At 72.6% G+C, this 17,089-nt stretch carries 14 protein-coding genes and 1 pseudogene; 6 read left to right on the top strand and 9 right to left on the bottom strand.

The window, feature by feature from the left end:
* The 3 genes from OO60_RS37550 to OO60_RS37540 all read left to right on the top strand — a co-directional run.
* On the top strand, positions 1-2,161 hold a 2,161-nt coding region (locus OO60_RS37550), incomplete at its 5' end, for a DNA/RNA non-specific endonuclease (RefSeq protein WP_033263147.1).
* 36 nt (positions 2,162-2,197) lie between these two features.
* Positions 2,198-3,766, top strand: coding sequence for a TNT domain-containing protein (locus OO60_RS37545; RefSeq protein WP_033263134.1), 1,569 nt, complete (start codon positions 2,198-2,200; stop codon positions 3,764-3,766).
* A 3-nt stretch (positions 3,767-3,769) separates the two neighbouring features.
* A complete protein-coding gene (locus tag OO60_RS37540) occupies positions 3,770-4,603 on the top strand; it encodes a hypothetical protein (RefSeq protein ID WP_033263133.1) in 834 nt (277 codons plus the stop codon).
* Here the strand turns inward: OO60_RS37540 and ilvA are convergent.
* A complete protein-coding gene (gene ilvA / locus OO60_RS37535) occupies positions 4,588-5,790 on the bottom strand; it encodes a threonine ammonia-lyase (RefSeq protein ID WP_004562197.1) in 1,203 nt (400 codons plus the stop codon). The genes OO60_RS37540 and ilvA overlap by 16 nt on opposite strands.
* Before the next feature lie 95 nt (positions 5,791-5,885).
* Between ilvA and OO60_RS37530 the strand changes: the two genes are divergently transcribed.
* Together OO60_RS37530 and OO60_RS37525 are read left to right on the top strand one after the other, a co-directional pair.
* Positions 5,886-6,158 (top strand): hypothetical protein, encoded by a 273-nt coding sequence (locus OO60_RS37530; RefSeq protein ID WP_004562196.1) that lies wholly within the window; start codon positions 5,886-5,888, stop codon positions 6,156-6,158.
* Positions 6,159-6,239: 81 nt separating this feature from the next.
* Positions 6,240-6,713 carry a TIGR03618 family F420-dependent PPOX class oxidoreductase gene (locus OO60_RS37525; RefSeq protein ID WP_004562195.1) on the top strand — a complete coding sequence of 158 codons (474 nt, stop codon included), beginning with the start codon at positions 6,240-6,242 and terminating at the stop codon, positions 6,711-6,713.
* A gap of 3 nt (positions 6,714-6,716) precedes the next feature.
* Here OO60_RS37525 and OO60_RS37520 read toward each other — a convergent pair whose 3' ends face one another.
* The 6 genes from OO60_RS37520 to OO60_RS37495 form a co-directional block, all read right to left on the bottom strand.
* Positions 6,717-7,874 carry a cystathionine gamma-synthase gene (locus OO60_RS37520; RefSeq protein ID WP_004562194.1) on the bottom strand — a complete coding sequence of 386 codons (1,158 nt, stop codon included), beginning with the start codon at positions 7,872-7,874 and terminating at the stop codon, positions 6,717-6,719.
* A 50-nt stretch (positions 7,875-7,924) separates the two neighbouring features.
* Positions 7,925-8,350: a hypothetical protein gene (locus OO60_RS37515; protein ID WP_004562193.1), complete on the bottom strand. Its 426-nt coding sequence runs from the start codon at positions 8,348-8,350 to the stop codon at positions 7,925-7,927.
* Positions 8,351-8,803 carry a hypothetical protein gene (locus OO60_RS37510; protein WP_004562192.1) on the bottom strand — a complete coding sequence of 151 codons (453 nt, stop codon included), beginning with the start codon at positions 8,801-8,803 and terminating at the stop codon, positions 8,351-8,353.
* Positions 8,804-9,149: 346 nt separating this feature from the next.
* On the bottom strand, positions 9,150-10,673 hold the full coding sequence (locus OO60_RS37505; protein WP_240490937.1) for a hypothetical protein: 1,524 nt from the start codon (positions 10,671-10,673) through the stop codon (positions 9,150-9,152).
* 128 nt (positions 10,674-10,801) lie between these two features.
* Positions 10,802-12,172 (bottom strand): cystathionine beta-synthase, encoded by a 1,371-nt coding sequence (locus OO60_RS37500; RefSeq protein WP_004562190.1) that lies wholly within the window; start codon positions 12,170-12,172, stop codon positions 10,802-10,804.
* Positions 12,173-12,508: 336 nt separating this feature from the next.
* The gene (locus OO60_RS37495) at positions 12,509-13,456 is read right to left on the bottom strand and encodes a pentapeptide repeat-containing protein (protein ID WP_004562189.1); all 948 of its coding nucleotides are present in this window, start codon (positions 13,454-13,456) and stop codon (positions 12,509-12,511) included.
* Positions 13,457-13,570: 114 nt separating this feature from the next.
* On the opposite strand from OO60_RS37495, the gene OO60_RS37490 reads away from it, so the two are divergent.
* Positions 13,571-14,791 (top strand): acetyl-CoA C-acetyltransferase, encoded by a 1,221-nt coding sequence (locus OO60_RS37490; RefSeq protein WP_033263132.1) that lies wholly within the window; start codon positions 13,571-13,573, stop codon positions 14,789-14,791.
* A 78-nt stretch (positions 14,792-14,869) separates the two neighbouring features.
* Here OO60_RS37490 and OO60_RS44765 read toward each other — a convergent pair.
* Both OO60_RS44765 and OO60_RS37480 read right to left on the bottom strand, forming a co-directional pair.
* A pseudogene (locus OO60_RS44765) lies at positions 14,870-16,137 on the bottom strand (YeeE/YedE family protein).
* A 162-nt stretch (positions 16,138-16,299) separates the two neighbouring features.
* Positions 16,300-17,013, bottom strand: coding sequence for an LppU/SCO3897 family protein (locus OO60_RS37480; protein ID WP_033263131.1), 714 nt, complete (start codon positions 17,011-17,013; stop codon positions 16,300-16,302).
* Positions 17,014-17,089: the final 76 nt, after the last annotated feature.

The following is a 17,089-nucleotide window of genomic DNA, read 5'->3' as shown; positions in this document are numbered from 1 at the left end:
AGATCGTCGGCAGCGTCAGATGTGTATAAGAGACAGGGTCAACGCCCGGCACGCCGAAAGCACCCCCTCGGGCAGCTCCTACCACGCCGGCGACCCCGACATGGGCGACCTCCCGCACCGGGTGCTCCCCGACCCCGACGGCCGCTACACCGTCGATGTGCACGTCACGCCCGATGGGCACGCCCGGATCGGCGATCGCCTCTACACCCCCGAGGAATTCGCCGACGTCCTGCGCCGCAACGGGGACTACGACGGGCGGCCCATCCGGCTCATCGGGTGCGATGCGAGCTCGAACGACTTCGCGCACCGGCTGTCGCGTGAGCTCGACACCGAAGTGCTCGCGCCCAGCAAGCCCGCGTGGACCGACTCGCACGGGCGGGTCTTCTCGTCCGACTACGAGATCGGGCCCGATGGGCGGATGCGGCCGCGGATTCCGCCGGACGGCGAGTGGAGCGTCCACCACCCCGACGGCTCCACGCACGCCGCCGGGGACACCGGGTTCGCGCCCGACACCCGGCACCACGAGCCGCACGACGTCGATGCCGGCAGTGCCCGGCACCGCGGGGACGATGACACGCGCCAGCGGCACAACCCCGGGACGGGCGCGGACCCCGACGCGCCGCGGCACGTGCCCGAGGACCGGAATCCGCTGTCGCAGCAACAGGAACGCGACCTCACCGATCCGCAGCGGCAGGCCGAGGTCCGGCGGAACCCGCAGCACGGCACGGACTTCACCCCGACCGGCGGCGAGCACGTGCCGGTCGGGCCCGGCAGCACGCACCCGGACGCGCCGCGGCCGCCGCACGCGGGTGAGCGCTTCCCGAGCGACCAGCCGCTGCAGCCCAACCGGTCGTACCAGGTCGTCGACGCCGACGGGAACCCGCGCGGCACCTACCACACCGACGGCACCGGCCGGGTCACGCACATCGACACGGCACACCCGAACGTGCCGCCGCGGCTGTCCGACGGCAGCCCGAATACGAACTACCACCCGAACCCCGACGTCACCCACCCGCACCCGGACACCACCTACCGGGTGGAGATCGACGGGCACCACCAGACCTTCCACACCGACGCCGCCGGCGTGCCGCACCCGTCGGTGCAGTACCACCGGCCGGACTTCGACGCCCCGACCGTCGACGTCACCCGGGACCACCCGAACGCTCCGGGGCCGAAGGACTCCTTCGCCGCAGGCGGCCCGTACGAACCGCACCGCCGGTACGACGTCACCGACTCCAACGGCGTCCACCGCGGCGTCTTCCACACCGACGCCGAGGGCCACGTCCGGTGGGCCGAGATCGACTCGGGCCGGATCGCCAGGACCAACCCGGACTGGCGCGGCATCCAGAACCTCCCGGGCAACCCCGAGGTCCACCTGCGGCAGCGGTTCGAACCCGGGGGCGTGCCGCCGGACTTCCGTGACCCCGGCCGGTTCCAGAACGCGCAGCAGCACGACGTCCGGCTGCCCAGCAACCGGTCCTTTTTGGACAGTCACCCCGATCTGGAGCCGAACTCCCGGTACGTCGTGCACAGCAGCTACGGCAGCCGCGACAACCGGTTCGAGCAGATCCGGTCGGTGTACTGGACCGACGGGAACGGGAACGTCGCGGCGGTCGAGACCTTCCGGCCGCACCACCCGGACCTCAACAACCCGGCGCCCAACATGGTCTACGACGTCGACGGCGGCCGGTTCACCTACCAGACCGGCCCCCACGTCGACGGCGGCCCGGCCCAGACGGTGCACGGCCACTCGCAGCGGCCGGAGGTCGCCGACGAGTGGGAGCTCTCCCGGCGGGACGGGACGGCGCAGGGAGAATCGGGCCGCCTCGGTGCGGGCATGGGGCTCTACGACGGCGGGCACATCGCCGGCAACCAGTTCCGCGGGCCCGGCGAGCTGGTCAACATGATGTCCCAGTGGCGGCCGCAGAACCAGGGCTGGCCCGCCCAGGCCGGGCCCGACCACTGGTACGCGTTCGAGACCGACCTGGCCAACCACCTCAAGAACGGCGGCACGATCGACGGGATCGACGTGTTCCCGCTGCGGCACGACGGCGACCTGGTGCCGCACACCATCCAAGTACGGTGGGTCGAGGTGGACGCGGCGGGTGTCCGGGTCGTCCACCTGCGAAGCTTCCCCAACACCCCGGCCGGGACGCCCTGATGCGCCCCGCCGCGGCAGCAGAAAGGACCGGCACACATGCCTCGTGACGCCTCGCAGTGGCGGGCGCAGTCGCAAGAAGTGGGCACCGCCCTCGTCGACGCCGCGCCCGCGGGATGGCGGCGGATCGACCTGGTGAGCCGGGTCAACGTCGACGTCCAGGACTTCGTGCTGACCGTCCTGATGACCGACGGCAGGCAGGCGACCGTCCCGGTGCCGGACCGGGTCGTGCCCGCCGTGCGCCGCATGCGCGACGCCTACTACGTGCCCGGGGAGGGCACCTGGTTCTCGATGCGGTACATGATCGACGCGCCGGGGAGCGTGAAGACGCTGTTCAACCTGGACTGGGACCCGCACTGGTCGCCGTCGATCGATCCGGCGGGCTGGGTGCGCGACCTCGAGGCCTACCCGCGCGATCCGGAGCACATCCAGCCGTGGCTGCGGGCGCGGCTCGCCGAGGCGGGCCGCCCGGTGCCCGAGGACGCCCCGCCCGCGCGGCCGCAGCCGCCGCTGGACCCGGTGGGCCAGAACTGGTACTGGGACGCGGTTTCGAACCTCGTCGCGCTGGCCGCGCCGCCGGACTGGGCGCAGGTGCTGCTCACCTACCGGGCGATCGGCGGGTACACCGAGCTGCCGGTGATGGTGCGCCGGGCCACCGACGGCGGCCTGGCCCTGTGGCAGCCGCCGGGCGAGGTGGCCGAGCTGCTCGCCGAGCTGCGGTCGGCCATGTACGTCCCGGGCCGGGGCACCTGGTTCCAGGCCGTCGCGCACGTCGCGCTCAACTCGAGCGTCGAGTACACCTACACGTGGGACGACGAGCCGGCGTGGGACGGGCCGCGGCCGGTGGCGGAGTTCGCCCGTGAGCTCGCGCAGTTCCCGCGGACCGGCGAAGCGCTGCCCGGCTGGCTGGCCGAGGTGGCCGGTCCCGCGGCGACGCCGTCGAGCCCGGACGACCCGGAAACGGCGACGAAGGAGGCCCTGCGCGCGGCCGAGGACGCGGCGGCCGAGCTGGAGATCCCCGCCGCGGCCTACCGGATCGGCGAGGTCGCCGACGGCGCCTGGTGCCTGGTGCGCGAAGGCGACGGCTGGGCGGTCTTCCTGGCCCGGGGCGGCGAGCGGCTCGACGCGGCGACGTTCCCGACGGCGCCGGCGGCCGTCCGCTACTTCGTCGGGCACCTGTACCTGAACCGCACGGCCCTGCGCGGCGAACTGCCCCTGGACGCCAAGCGGCCCACCGCGGACTGGCCCATCCAGCCCGTCGGCGGGGACGCGGGGCTGCAGATGTACGGCGGGAAGCGCCTGGTGACCCTGCCGCCGGGCACCGAAATGGACCGCTACGGCGACCCGGCGGGCAACACCGCGTACGTCGCGCGGACCGAGTGGCCGCACCGCTCGGAGCCCGACGAGGTCCGCGAGTGGCCCCACCACGTGTACCGCCTGCGCCGGCCCGTGCGGGCGGTCACCGGCACCGTCATCGCCTGGTACGACCAGCCCGGCGGCGGGACCGCCTACGTGCTGGAGCGGCCCTTCGCCGACCTGCTGGCCGACGGCGCCGCCGAGGAGCTCCCGCAGGCGACCACGCGGCCGCCGTCGCCGGAACAGGGCTGAGCCATGACCACACCGCCGGTACCGCTGGGCCCGGAACAGCAGCAGCAGCTCGTCACCCGGATCGGGCACGGGCTCGCGTCGATGGCGCCGCCCGGCACCTGGCGGCAGATCCGGACCGAATACCGGGCGGTCGGCAGGCACGTCGAGGCCGACGTGGTCGTCACGGGCCAGGACGGCGTGCCCCGCGCGGTCCAGCCGCCCCCGGAGCTGCTCCAGCTCCTGGGCGCGCTGCGCGCGGGCATGTACCGGCCGGGGATCGGGACCTGGCTGGGCGCGGTGCTGACCGTGGACCCCGGCCAGGGCGTCGGCGCGGACTTCGTGGCCGACCGCGAGCCGCAGTGGCGGCGCACGCCACCGCCGATCGGCTTCCAGGACGAGCTGCGCGCCTTCCCGCGCGCCGACCAGCACATCCCGGAGTGGCTGCGCCGGCGCGCCGCGGGCCCGGCGCCGCCGGACGGGATCCGGACCCCGCGCATCCACGACGGCGTCGACGCGGCGGGCCGCCCGCTCGTCCGGCGGCCGCCGGTGCCGCCGGCCGAGGTCGAGCCGGTGCTCGCCTACCTGGACGCGGCCCCGGTGATCCTGGCGTCCCGCAGCAACGGGCCCGACGCGTTCGACCCCGCGCGCACGGACGCGGTGCCGCTGAACTTCCGCACGGACGGCGTCTGGGCGTGGCCCGGCGCGGTCGCGTACTACCTGCGGGAACACGGCGTGCCACCGGACCCGGAGCTGGTCGCCCACCTCCGCGCCCGTCGGTTCGCCGCACCGGCCGAGGTCACCGAAGCGGCCAAGGACCTCGCGCTGGCCGCCATCACCGGCACTCAGACCACGGTGTAACCCGCGTTCGTCAGCGCGACCTCGACCTCCTTGCAGTGCTCGGGGCCGCGGGTTTCCAGGGCGAGCACGATGTCGGCGTCGCCGAGGTCGAGGCTGCCCGAGATGCGGGAATGCTCGACGTCGAGCACGTTCGCGCCCAGCTCGCTGACGCACTTCAGCACGCCGACCAGGGAGCCCGGGCGGTCCGGGACGCGCAGGTGCAGGCGCAGGTAGCGGCCGCCGGCCGTCATGCCGTGCTGGATGATCTGGAGCAGCAGCACCGGGTCGACGTTGCCGCCGGAGAGGATGGCCACCACCGGGGCCTCGAACACGCCGGGGTGCTGCAGGAGCGCGGCGACCGTTGCGGCGCCCGCCGGCTCGACCACCAGCTTCCGGCGTTCCAGGCAGAGCAGCACGGCCCGGGACAGGGACTGTTCGGTCACCGTGACGACGTCGTCGACCAGGGACTCGACGTGGGCGAAGCTGACCAGGCCGGGTTCGCCGACCGCGATCCCGTCGGCCATGGTCGAGGTCTGGCTGAGCCGCACCGGCGCGCCCGCGGCCAGCGACGGCGGGTAGGCCGCGGCTTCCTCGGCCTGGACGCCGACGACGCGGACGTCCGGGCGCAGCGCCTTGACCGCGGACGCGACCCCGCCGACCAGCCCGCCGCCGCCGGTGGCGACCAGGACGGTCTTGACGCCCGGCACCTGCTCGAGGATCTCGAGGCCGACTGTGCCCTGACCGGCGATGACGTCGGGGTGGTCGAAGGGGTGGATGAACACGGCACCGGTCCGCTCGCCGAACTCGACGGCGGCCCTGAGCGTCTCCTCGAGGAGGGCGCCGTGGAGGTGGACATCGGCGCCGTAGCCGCGGGTGGCGGCGAGTTTCGGCAGCGGGGCCCGCAGCGGCATGAAGACGGTCGACTTGGCGCCGAGCAGCGACGACGCCAGCGCGACGCCCTGCGCGTGGTTGCCGGCGCTGGCCGCGACGACGCCCCGCTCGCGTTCGGCCCCGGTCAGGCCGTGGATGCGGGTGTAGGCGCCGCGGATCTTGAACGACCCCGTCCGCTGCAGGTTTTCGCACTTCAGGTACACCGGACCGCCGTGGAGTTTGCGCAGGTCGCGCGCGTGCTCCATCGGCGTCACCCGGGTCACTCCCTTGAGGAGTTCCCGGGCGGCCTGGATCCGCTCGAGGGTGACGAGTTCCATGGGCCGGACTATGCCACTCAGGAACTCCACAGGTTGACCGGACCGTGAGCCGGGTACCCTGGGTCGCGTCAACACGCGGTAAACAAGGAGCAACCATGGCAGCGGGGAACGACGCGAACACGGCCCGACGGGCTCGCGCCACCCGCTCCGCCGGCCTGCTCCCCCTGGTGATCGGCGTGGCTTCGGCGGCCGCGCTCACCGGAGCGGCGTACCTGACGGTGGACAGCGCCTCGTGCGGCGCGCCGGCCCAGTACATCCGCCACGACAGCCACGTCGAGCTGGTCGGCGGCTGCGTCGACGGTTCGAACCTCCCGGCGACGCGCGGGCCCGCCACGGGCTCCGTCGTGCACGGCAACTACAACCCCTGAGCTGGTGGGTTACCCCGGTGTGCCCGGGGAACACGAAAGTGCCTTCTTCCGCGGTCTTCGCCGGTCCCCGATGATCATCGGGTGACCACCGTCTACGAGCCGGGCCGCGGGCCCGGCCCCGCCAAACCCACCGAAGAAGCGTCGAGCCGGCTGCTGAGCGCCCACAGCCTGGGTGCGCTGGCCACCGTCAACCGCGCGGGACACCCGCACCTTTCGACGGTCGCGTACGCCTGGGACCCAGACCAGCGCGTGGTGCGGATCGGGTCCACGGCGGGCCGGGCGAAGGTGCGCCAGCTCGCGCGCAACCCGCGTGCATCGCTGTACGTCAGCAGCGACGACCACCTGGCCTTCGCGGTCGCCGAGGGCCTTGCGGAGGTGTCGCCGGTCAGCTCGGTGCCCGGGGACGAGACCGGCCGCGAACTGCTCGCCATGCAGGTGCCCTTCGCCGACCCCGAGGACGAGGCCGCGTTCCTGTGGAACATGGTCGAGGACCGCCGCGTGGTCATCCGGCTCCGGGTGGACCGGCTCTACGGCGGCGGCCTCGACGTGCGCTGAGGCTCAGCCCAGGGCGGCCAGCAGGTCCGCGACCAGGTCGCGGCCGTCCTCGATGCCGACCGAGAGGCGCAGCAGGTCGGCCGGGACCTGCAGGGTCGAACCCGCCGTGCTGGCGTGGGTCATCTTGCCCGGGTGCTCGATCAGGGACTCGATGCCGCCGAGGGACTCCGCGAGGATGAACAGCTTCGTGCGCGAAGCCACCTCCAGGGCCGCCTGCTCGCCGTCCGCGTGGCTGAACGACACCATCCCGCCGAAGCGGCGCATCTGCTTCGCCGCCGTCTCGTGGCCCGGGTGCTCCGGCAGGCCCGGGTAGTAGACCTTCGCCACCTTCGGGTGCTTGACCAGCGCCTGGACGATCTTCTCGGCGTTGTCGCTGTGGCGCTCCATGCGCAGGGCGAGGGTCTTGATGCCGCGCAGCGTGAGCCACGCGTCGAACGGCCCGGGCACCGCGCCCGCGGCGTTGCGCAGGTAGAAGAACTGCTCGCGCAGCTCGTCCTCGTTCGTGACGATCGCGCCGCCGACCACGTCGGAGTGGCCGCCGAGGTACTTGGTCGTCGAGTGCAGGACGATGTCCGCGCCCAGCGACAGCGGGTTCTGCAGGTACGGCGTCGCGAAGGTGTTGTCGACCACCAGGCGGGCGCCGGCGTCGTGCGCGACCCCGGCCAGCGCCGCGATGTCGGCGATGCCGAGCATCGGGTTGGTCGGCGACTCGCACCAGATCAGCTTCGTCTCGGGCCGGATCGCGGCGCGCACCTCGTCGAGGTTCGCCAGGTCGGCGACGGTGTGCTCGACGCCCCACAGGCTGAGCACCTTGTCGATCAGGCGGAACGTGCCGCCGTACGCGTCGTTGCCGAGCACGAGGTGGTCACCGGGGCGGAGGGTACTGCGCAGCACCACGTCGGAGGCCGCCATGCCGGAGGCGAAAGCCAGCGCGTGCCGGCCGCCTTCCAGCGAGGCCAGCGCCTCCTCCAGCGCCGACCGGGTCGGGTTCGCGGTGCGCGAGTACTCGTAGTCGCCCTCGCGGGTCCCGCCCACGCCGTCCTGCGCGTAGGTCGAGGTCTGGTAGATCGGCACGATGACCGCGCCGGTGCGGGGGTCGGGCTGCTGACCGGCGTGGATCGCGCGCGTCTCGAAGCCCAGTACGGAGTAGTCGTCCACCATTGGCACAGCGTACGGCGGGCCCCTGACATTCCCGTCAGGTGGGATGGATCTCAGTGCCGGGTCCACCGGCGGGTGGCCGGCAGGGCCGCGAGCACCAGCAACGCCACGAACGGCGCCGCCACGACGACCCCGCGCGGCACGGCGGGATCGATCCCCGTGGGGCCGCCCACGACGAAGAGAACGCGCTGGTAGCGGAGCACCATGCCGACGATCGGCGCGACCAGCGCGAGCGCTCCGGCGGCCAGGCACAGCACCCGGCCCGCCTCCACGCGCGCGAGCAGCGACCCCCCGCCGAGCAGCAGGAGCAGGCCGATGACCGCGTCGGCGAGCTGGCCGGGGACCAGCAGGTCGCTTTGGCCGAAGCCCAGGACGAGGCTCCACCAGAAGATGCCCAGCAGGAACCACAGGCCGCCGAGCACGGCGAGCGCCCCCGCGGCGATCGCCGTTCCCGCCCGGGGCGGGGCCGTGACCGTCACTCACCAGCTCCGGGACGAGTACGCACCCTGGCCGGACAGCACCGGGACCACCGACGTGCGGTACCGCAGGTAGCGGAACGTCGGCGGCAGGAACGCCAGCACCAGCACGAGCACGGCCAGCGCGGCCAGGCCGACGCGGTCGGCCATCGCGAACCCGCCGTGGGTGAACATCGCGTCGGCGAACCGGGCCGGCGGCACGCCCACCGAGAGCGGCTCGGTGAGCAGGGCCCCGATGGCCAGCAGCGCACCCACGCCCAGCAGGACCGCGCCGGCCGTCGCGCGGAACAGCGTCGCGAGCGAACCGAGCAGCAGCACGAGTCCCGCCACGACGTAGCCGGCGAGGTCGACCAGCACCCACGCCGGCAGCGCGCCGAGGCTGAATTCCGCCGGCATGTCGAGGAAGATCTTCACCGGCACGTATCCCGCGGCGACCGCGGCCGGAAATCCGAGCACCCCGGCGAGGACCGCCGTTACGCCGGATGGCCGAGTCGATGAATACGAATGCGAATGCGACACCGGGTGTCCGTACGGACCGGTCACAACTCCCCCATCAGCCGAGCGCGGGACGACGGCGCTCACCCTAGTCGGAATGGGGATAAAGAAGCCGGAAACAGAACGGAATTCGGCCGGACGGCGGAACCCAAGATCATTTTTGTACGGTATCGGCAGAATTCACGTCACGCGATCACGGCGGCAGTGCCACTCGCTCCATTGTCCTTTTCGGACAATTGCGTGCCGGGCCGAAAATGCAGCGTGCCCCGGAGCCGAACCGGCTCCGGGGCACGTGTGCTGCGTCAGGTCACCACTGCTGCTGCGGTGGCTGACCCGGCTGGCCGAACCCGCCGCTCGGCGGGCCCTGCTGGCCCGGCGGCTGGCCCCAGCCCTGCGGCGGCTGACCCGGCTGCTGCGGGTAGCCGTGCGGCGGCTGACCCGGCTGGCCGTACCCGCCCGGCTGCTGCGGCGGCTGGCCCGGCTGCGGGAAGCCCCCGCTCGACGGCTGCGGGAACCCGCCGCTGGCCGGGTTGGGCCCGCCCGGCTGCCCGTAGGCGGGCGGTTGGCCGTAGCCCTGCGGCGGCTGGCCCGGCTGGCCGTAGCCGCCCGGCTGCTGCCCGAACCCACCCGGCTGGCCCGGCTGACCCGGCTGGCCGAAGCCGGCCGGCTGCTGCGGGCCGCCGAAGCCCTGCGGTCCGCCGAAGTTCTGCGGCCCGCCCGGCGCGGCACCGCCGCCGCCGAGGCCGGCGTACTGCGCGGTGGCCGGGATGAGCGCCAGGACGCCCACGACGAGGATCAGGATGCCGAAGATCAGCGGCGGGAGCCCGAGGCCGAAGGTGTCCTTCTCGGACGCCGACGCCTGCGCGAGCGTCTCGGCGTTGGGCGTGATGCCGATCTTGAGCAGCAGCGCGAAGAGCGTGAGCACCGCACCGCCCGCGACGACCGCGATCGGGACGAACTTCCGGATCCCGCCCAGCCGGCCCGCCAGCGCCAGGCCGACGCCGCCGGCCAGGGAGATCAGGGCCCCCAGCAGGATCATGATCACGTAGAACCAGACCGTGCCGGGGCCGACGATCCCGGCCGCGTCGAGCACCCGGTCGATCGCCGCCTGGTCCGGCGCGCGGTCGAAGATCGCCGAATAGTCGCTCGCGTCACCCATGTAGACGAACGCGTAGATCAGCGCGATGAGGGCGAACAGCGCGACCAGGCCCCCGGCGATGTAGCCGTAGAGCTGCCGGTTGCCACCCGCGGCCGGCGCGCCGAACTGCGGCGGCTGCCCGCCGAAGCCGGGCTGGCCACCGAACCCGGGAGCACCGAAGCCCTGCGGCGGCTGGCCCGGCTGGCCGAAGCCCGGCTGCTGGCCGAACCCGCCCGGCTGACCGGGCTGGCCCGGCTGCCCGAACCCGCCCGGCTGCTGGCCGTAACCACCCGGCTGGCCGAACGCCGCGGCCGGGTTGTCGGCCGCGCTCGGCGGCGGGGTGTACGGGATCGCCGGCGGCTGGGAGCCCGGGGGCACCAGCTGCGTCGAGTCCGCGACCGGCGCGTCACCGCCGCCTGCCGGGTTCACCATCTGGGTCGCGTTCGCGTCGAACGGCGGCATCGCCTGGGTCGCGCCCGCCCCGCCCTCCCCCGGCCGGCCCGGCTGGACGACCTGGGTCGGCTCCGGCGTCTCCCCGAACGGGGAACCACCCTCCTGCTGGGCGGGCTGCACGACCTGGGTCGGCTCCGGGCTGCCGAACGGGTCGTCCTGCTGCGGCTGGGGGCCACTCGGCGGGCCCTGAGGTGGCTGGCCGCCACCCCACGGCTGGTTCGGTGGCTGCGGTGCACTCATGTGGGTCTTGAACCCCCTTGACGAGGACGCGAAAGTTCTGTACTCGCGCTCACGCTATCGGATCACCCGGCCGGGCGCTCGTAACGCCCCGGCCGGGTTCGCCGATCAAGTACTTTCACAGCTCACGCTCAGCGACCGGCGAGGAAGCCCAGGAGGTCGTGCCGGGTGACCACCCCGGCGGGCTTGCCGTCGACCAGCACGAGCGCGCCGTCCGCGCCTTCGAGCGCCGTCATCGCGGCGCTCACCTGCTCGCCGCCGCCGATCGTCGGCAGCGGCGGGGACATGTGCTGCTCGAGCCGGTCGGCCAGCTGCGCCTTGCCGGTGAACAGGGCGTCGAGCAGGTCGCGCTCGTTGACCGCGCCGACGACCTCGGCCGCCATCACCGGCGGCTCCGCGCTGACCACGGGCATCTGGCTGACGCCGAATTCGGACAGGATCGCGATGGCCTCGGCGACCGTCTCGTTCGGGTGCGAGTGCACCAGCGCCGGCAGGTGGCCGCTCTTCTTCGTGAGCACGTCGGCGACCGTCGCGCCGGACGAGTCGGGCGGCAGGAAGCCGTAGGAGGACATCCAGGTGTCGTTGAACACCTTCGTCAGGTAGCCGCGGCCGCCGTCGGGCAGCAGCACGACCACGACGTCGTCCTCGGTGAGCCGTTCGGCGAGCTTGAGCGCGGCGGCGACGGCCATCCCGCAGGAGCCGCCGACCAGCAGGCCCTCCTCGAGCGCGAGGCGCCGGGTGATCTGGAAGGAGTCGGCGTCGGAGACCGGGATGATCTCGTCGGCGATGGTGCGGTCGTAGGTGTCCGGCCAGAAGTCCTCGCCGACGCCTTCGACCAGGTACGGCCGGCCGCTGCCGCCGGAGTAGACCGAGCCTTCCGGGTCGGCGCCGACCACCTGCACGCGGCCGTCGCTGACCTCCTTGAGGTACTTGCCGGTGCCGGAGATGGTGCCGCCGGTGCCGACGCCCGCGACGAAATGCGTGAGCTTGCCTTCGGTCTGGGTCCACAGCTCGGGGCCGGTGGAGAGGTAGTGGCTCTCGGGGTTCTGCGGGTTGGCGTACTGGTTGGGCTTCCAGGCGCCGTCGATCTCGCGGACCAGCCGGTCGGAGACGTTGTAGTAGGAGTCCGGGTGCTCGGGCGCGACCGCCGTCGGGCACACCACGACCCGGGCGCCGTAGGCCTTGAGCACGTTGCGCTTGTCCTCGCTGACCTTGTCCGGGCAGACGAAGACGCACTGGTAGCCCTTGCGCTGCGCGACCATGGCCAGCCCGACGCCGGTGTTGCCGGACGTCGGCTCGACGATCGTGCCGCCCGGGCGCAGTTCACCGGAGGCTTCCGCGGCCTCGATCATGCGCAGCGCGATGCGGTCCTTGACCGAGCCACCCGGGTTCAGGTACTCGACCTTGGCCAGCACGAGCGGCTTGAGCCCCTTGGTCAACGAGTTCAGCTTGACCAGCGGGGTGTTGCCCACGAGGTCTGCGATGTGCTCTGCGTACTCCACCGCTCCACCCTAAACGGCAGACCATCGGAGCTGTCCAGTCGTGCACGATCGGGCCCAGGGGGCCTCCGGGTGCGCGTCGGTGAGGCGGGTCAGTGAGCGCGAGGTCGGGCCGTCCGGCCCGGACCTCAGGCGGCCACCAAGCCGCTCGTCCGTACCGGTACCGGCCCGAGGGCCGCTGCGCACTGAGCCGTCATCCCGTCCCGGAGGTCCCGCCCGGCGCCGATGACCGTGCGGCAGCCCATCCGAAGAGTGGTGGACGGCCAGTAGGCGGCCCGGTCGGTAATCATCGCCAGTTCACCTCCTGTGTGATGGCGACCTTTCCCAGTTGCGACGATCCTATCGGCCCGCCGGTTGCCCGTGTTCACCCTTTCGTGTCAATTCGACGCGATCCGGCCGATCGGCGATCGGCCGTTCTTCCCAGCCCTGCGGCCAGGTTCTCGCGAAACCACGGTTCGCTTCCGCACCCGCGAGCCGGGCGGCGGACTTCGTGCCGAAAACCGCCGGACCTGCGAAAACGGCGCCGTTGAAACTCTCGCGTTCGCCGCCGAAAACGGTTCCGCGGAAATCGACGCGGTCGTGGAAGGTCGCCTTGTTGAAGTCGGCTTTCGTGCGGAATTCGGTGCCGCGGAAGGACGCCAGTTCGAGAAACTCCGTGCCGTAGCAGGTGATCGACCGGATCACGCAGTGCGTGAGGGTCAGCCCGACGAGCTTGGCCCCGGAGAAGTCGAGGTCGACGTCCGGCCAGAACGCCTCGCCCGGCTGCTCCGCCGGGCCGGGGCGCAGGTGCAGCAGCAGGATGCGCTGGGCGGTCTTGCGGACCTGCAGCTCCTCGAGGTCCTCGGCCGGGGCTTCGAACGGCATCCGCAGGTAGGCGCAGAGGACGTTGACGATGGTCTGCCGGTGCTCGGCGTACCCGGCGGCGAGCCGTTCGAGGGCGTACAGGCCGGCGAGCCGGACCGGGGCCTTGTCGCTGCCGAGCTGGTCGGCGGCCTTGCCGTAGATCTCGGTGACCCGCCGTTCGGTGGCGTCGTGGTCCTTCTGCACCAGGTCCAGCTCGGCCGAGCGCTGCCGCCGCGCGGCGAGCAGCAGGGCGGCGGCCCCGCCGGTGCCGACGACGATGTTGGCGGCCGTCTTCAGCGCGTCGAGCCGCGCCGAGTCCTCCGGGCGGCCCCCGCCCAGCAGCGTCAGCAGCAGGGTGGCGGCGACCGCGGCGACCACCAGCAGACCGGCACCCCACAGCAGGATCGTCCTGGTCCGCAGGACCCGTTCGAGGTCGTTCGGCACGTGGACCGATCATGCCAGGAAGTGGCGCAGGTCGCGTTCGGCTTTGACCACGACCCCGTACCCGGCAGTATGGTGAGCAACTGCTTAGCTCGCGATACGAGGATGTGTCACGTCATGCCTGAAGCCGTCATCGTCTCCGCCGCGCGCTCGCCGATCGGGCGCGCCAACAAGGGCTCGCTGGTCAGCATGCGGCCCGACGACCTGACCGTGCAGATGATCCAGGCGGCACTGGCCAAGGTGCCGCAGCTGGACCCGGCCGACATCGACGACCTGATGCTGGGCTGCGGCCTGCCGGGCGGCGAGTCCGGGTTCAACATGGGCCGCGCGGTCGCCGTCGAGCTGGGGTACGACCACCTGCCCGGCTGCACCATCACCCGGTACTGCTCCTCCAGCCTGCAGACCACCCGGATGGCGTTCCACGCGATCAAGGCCGGCGAGGGCGACGTCTTCATCTCGGCCGGCGTCGAGACCGTTTCGCGGTTCGGCAAGGGCAGCTCGGACTCCTGGCCCGACACGCACAACCCGCTGTTCGCCGACGCCGAGGCGCGGACCAAGGCGACCGCGGAGTCCGGCGCCGACAGCTGGACCGACCCGCGCACTTCCGGCGACGTGCCGGACGTCTACATCGCGATGGGCCAGACCGCGGAGAACCTGGCGCGGCTGAAGGGCGTCACGCGCGAGGAGATGGACGAGTTCGGCGTCCGCTCGCAGAACCTGGCCGAGAAGGCCATCGCGGACGGCTTCTGGGCCAAGGACATCACCCCGGTGACGCTGCCGGACGGCACGGTCGTCTCGAAGGACGACGGCCCGCGCGCCGGCGTCACGGTCGAAGGCGTCTCGGGCCTGAAGCCGGTCTTCCGCCCGTACGGCCGCGTCACGGCGGGCAACTGCTGCCCGCTCAACGACGGCGCGGCGGCGCTGGTCGTCATGTCCGACACAAAGGCGCGCGAGCTGGGCCTGACGCCGCTGGCGCGGATCGTGTCCACCGGCGTCACCGGGCTGTCGCCGGAGATCATGGGCTACGGCCCGGTCGAGGCGTCCAAGCAGGCGCTGTCCCGCGCGGGCCTGTCGATCGGCGACATCGACCTGGTCGAGATCAACGAGGCGTTCGCGGCGCAGGTCATCCCGTCCTACCGGGACCTGGGCATCGACCTGGACCGGCTGAACGTCAACGGCGGCGCGATCGCGGTGGGCCACCCGTTCGGCATGACGGGCGCCCGCATCACGTCGACGCTGATCAACTCGCTGCAGCACCACGACAAGCAGTTCGGACTGGAGACGATGTGCGTCGGCGGCGGCCAGGGCATGGCGATGATCATCGAGCGCCTTTCCTGACCCCTCCTCCCGCGGCCGTCGTGAGTGTTTAGGGCGGTTAGAACCGCCCTAAACACTCACGACGGCTTGAGACGAGCGTCAGCAGATGCTGTCGGTCGGCACCGGGTTCGCCAGGCCGAACAGCGGCCGCAGCTTGAGGCCGAGCCACGTGCCGCCCAGTGCGAACACGCCCCACAGCCAGCCGTGCAGGCTGCCCGTGGAGATGCCGCCCAGGTACGCGCCGACGTTGCAGCCGCCCGCCATCCGGGCGCCCACGCCCATCAGGACGCCGCCGAGGACGGCCGCGACCGCCGTGCGCCAGGGGATCGAGCTGTGGATCTTCCACGCGCCCGCGGCCGCCGCGGCCACCGCCGCGCCGATCATGATGCCGATGTCGGTGAGGCTGTTCTTGTCCCGCCAGATCGGGCCCGCCAGCGAGGCCGCGTTGGCCTTCTGGCGCCAGAACTCCCACGTCTCCGGGTGCAGTCCGAACACCTGCAGGATCTTCGCGCCCCACAGGGAGAACGCGCTCGTGACGCCCCAGGTCCCGCCGGAGACCAGGAACACCGCGCCGGCCAGCACGCCCAGCACCACCGCGCCGGCGAGCATCGGCCAGGCCCGCGGAAGACCCGGGCGAAGCCGCGTGCGGTCGGGACGGCGTCCACCGGCGGCGGCGTGCGGCGGCGCTGAACCGCGCGGGTGACCACGACGATCCCGGCGAGCACGGCGATCGTGATCGCCCACGAACCGGACCAGCCGACGTGGTCGGCCAGCAGCACGCCCTTCACCTCGGGCCAGCCGGACAGCGCCGGGTACGCCCACGTGTAGAACACCGACCCGGCGATGAACCCGCCGAGGGTCAGCACGATCGCCGACTGGCCGGAACCGACCGCGAACAGCGTCCCGGACGCGCACGCGCCGCCGAGCTGCATGCCGATCGCGAAGAGCGTCGCGCCGACGAAGAGCGCGAGACCGAGCGCGCCCGCCGTCGGTGCCGGCTTGCTGCCGAAGAGGCCGCTGCCGGTGCCCGCGATCAGCGCGACGAGCGTCGCGGCGGTGCCGAGCAGGACGGTGTGGGCCCGCAGCCCCTGGCCGTTGCCGACGGCGATCAGCTGCCGCCACGCCGACGTGAACCCGAACCGCGAGTGGAACAGCGCGAGCCCGAGGCCGAGGCCGAGCAGCAGGAGCACGCCGAACTTGGCGCCGTGGCCCGCCCAGACGTACCAGGTGAGGCCGGCCGCGAGGACACCCGCGACGGCCAGCGGGACGATCCGGACGGGGTCCTCGGGCCGCGGCACCGGCGCGGCGCAGGACGTGGGGAAGTCGAGGAACTTCTTGTCACCGGTCGGGGATTCGGTCGTCGCCACCAGTACTCCAGGCTCGGGCGGGCAGGACGATCAAAGCTAGATCCGGTGACCGGCCGGTCGCAGCCCGTCGCACAGTGTGGGACGAACGGAGCAATCCGGATACCCCTGAACGCGGCGAAGGCCCCCTCGCGCGGGGCGAGGAGGCCTTCGGGAAAACCGCGGTTACTCGTTCGTCTTGACGCACATCGTCGTCGCCGGCTCCGGGTACACCGCGACGCGCGTGGCGTCGGTGCCTTCGCAGACGTTCTTGTCGGCCTGGCCCGTGACGACCTTGACGAGCTCGCCGTCCTTGGTCGGGTCGCTGCACGGGACCTTCAGGTAGCCCTTGGTCTGCGACGTGAAGTTCGCCAGGCAGTCGCCCTGCTTCGCGTTGATCATCAGGCACAGCTTGTACGAGCTGCGGCCGCTGACCGAGTAGGTGTCGTAGCCCGCGCTGGAGCCGCCGGGGCAGTCGTCGGAGGCGCTGTCCAGCTTCTTGGCGATCTTGACGTTCGCCTTCGGGTCGTTGCAGTCGGCCTTCGCCGGGTCGTCCCCGCCCTGGGTGAACTCGGTGATGGTGAGGCAGTCACCGGCGTTCGAGGTGGCCGGCGACTTCATGAACGAGACGATCCCGATCACGACCAGCGCGATCACCACGACGGCGCCGATGCCGCCGACGATCAGGCCCTTGGCCCGCGAGCGCTTCGGCGGGGCCGGCGGCGCGGGCGGGAAGCCCGGCTGGCCGGCCGGGAACTGCCCGGGCGGGAACTGGCCGGGCGGCGGGCCGAACTGGCCGGGCTGACCCTGCGGCGCCTGGCCGTACTGACCGGGCTGCTGGCCGTACGGCTGCTGCGGCTGGCCGCCGGGAGGCGGACCGTAGGGATCGGGCTGACCCACCGGCTGCTGGCCCCCGGGGGCCGGAGGGGGAACGCTCACTGTGAACCTCACACATGTGAAGAGAAGAACCGACCGG

The sequence above is a fragment of the Amycolatopsis vancoresmycina genome, assembly GCF_000716785.1.
GTDB lineage: Bacteria > Actinomycetota > Actinomycetes > Mycobacteriales > Pseudonocardiaceae > Amycolatopsis > Amycolatopsis vancoresmycina.
The sequence above is the reverse complement of the archived record's forward strand: the minus strand, read 5'-3'. Positions and strand labels throughout refer to the sequence as shown.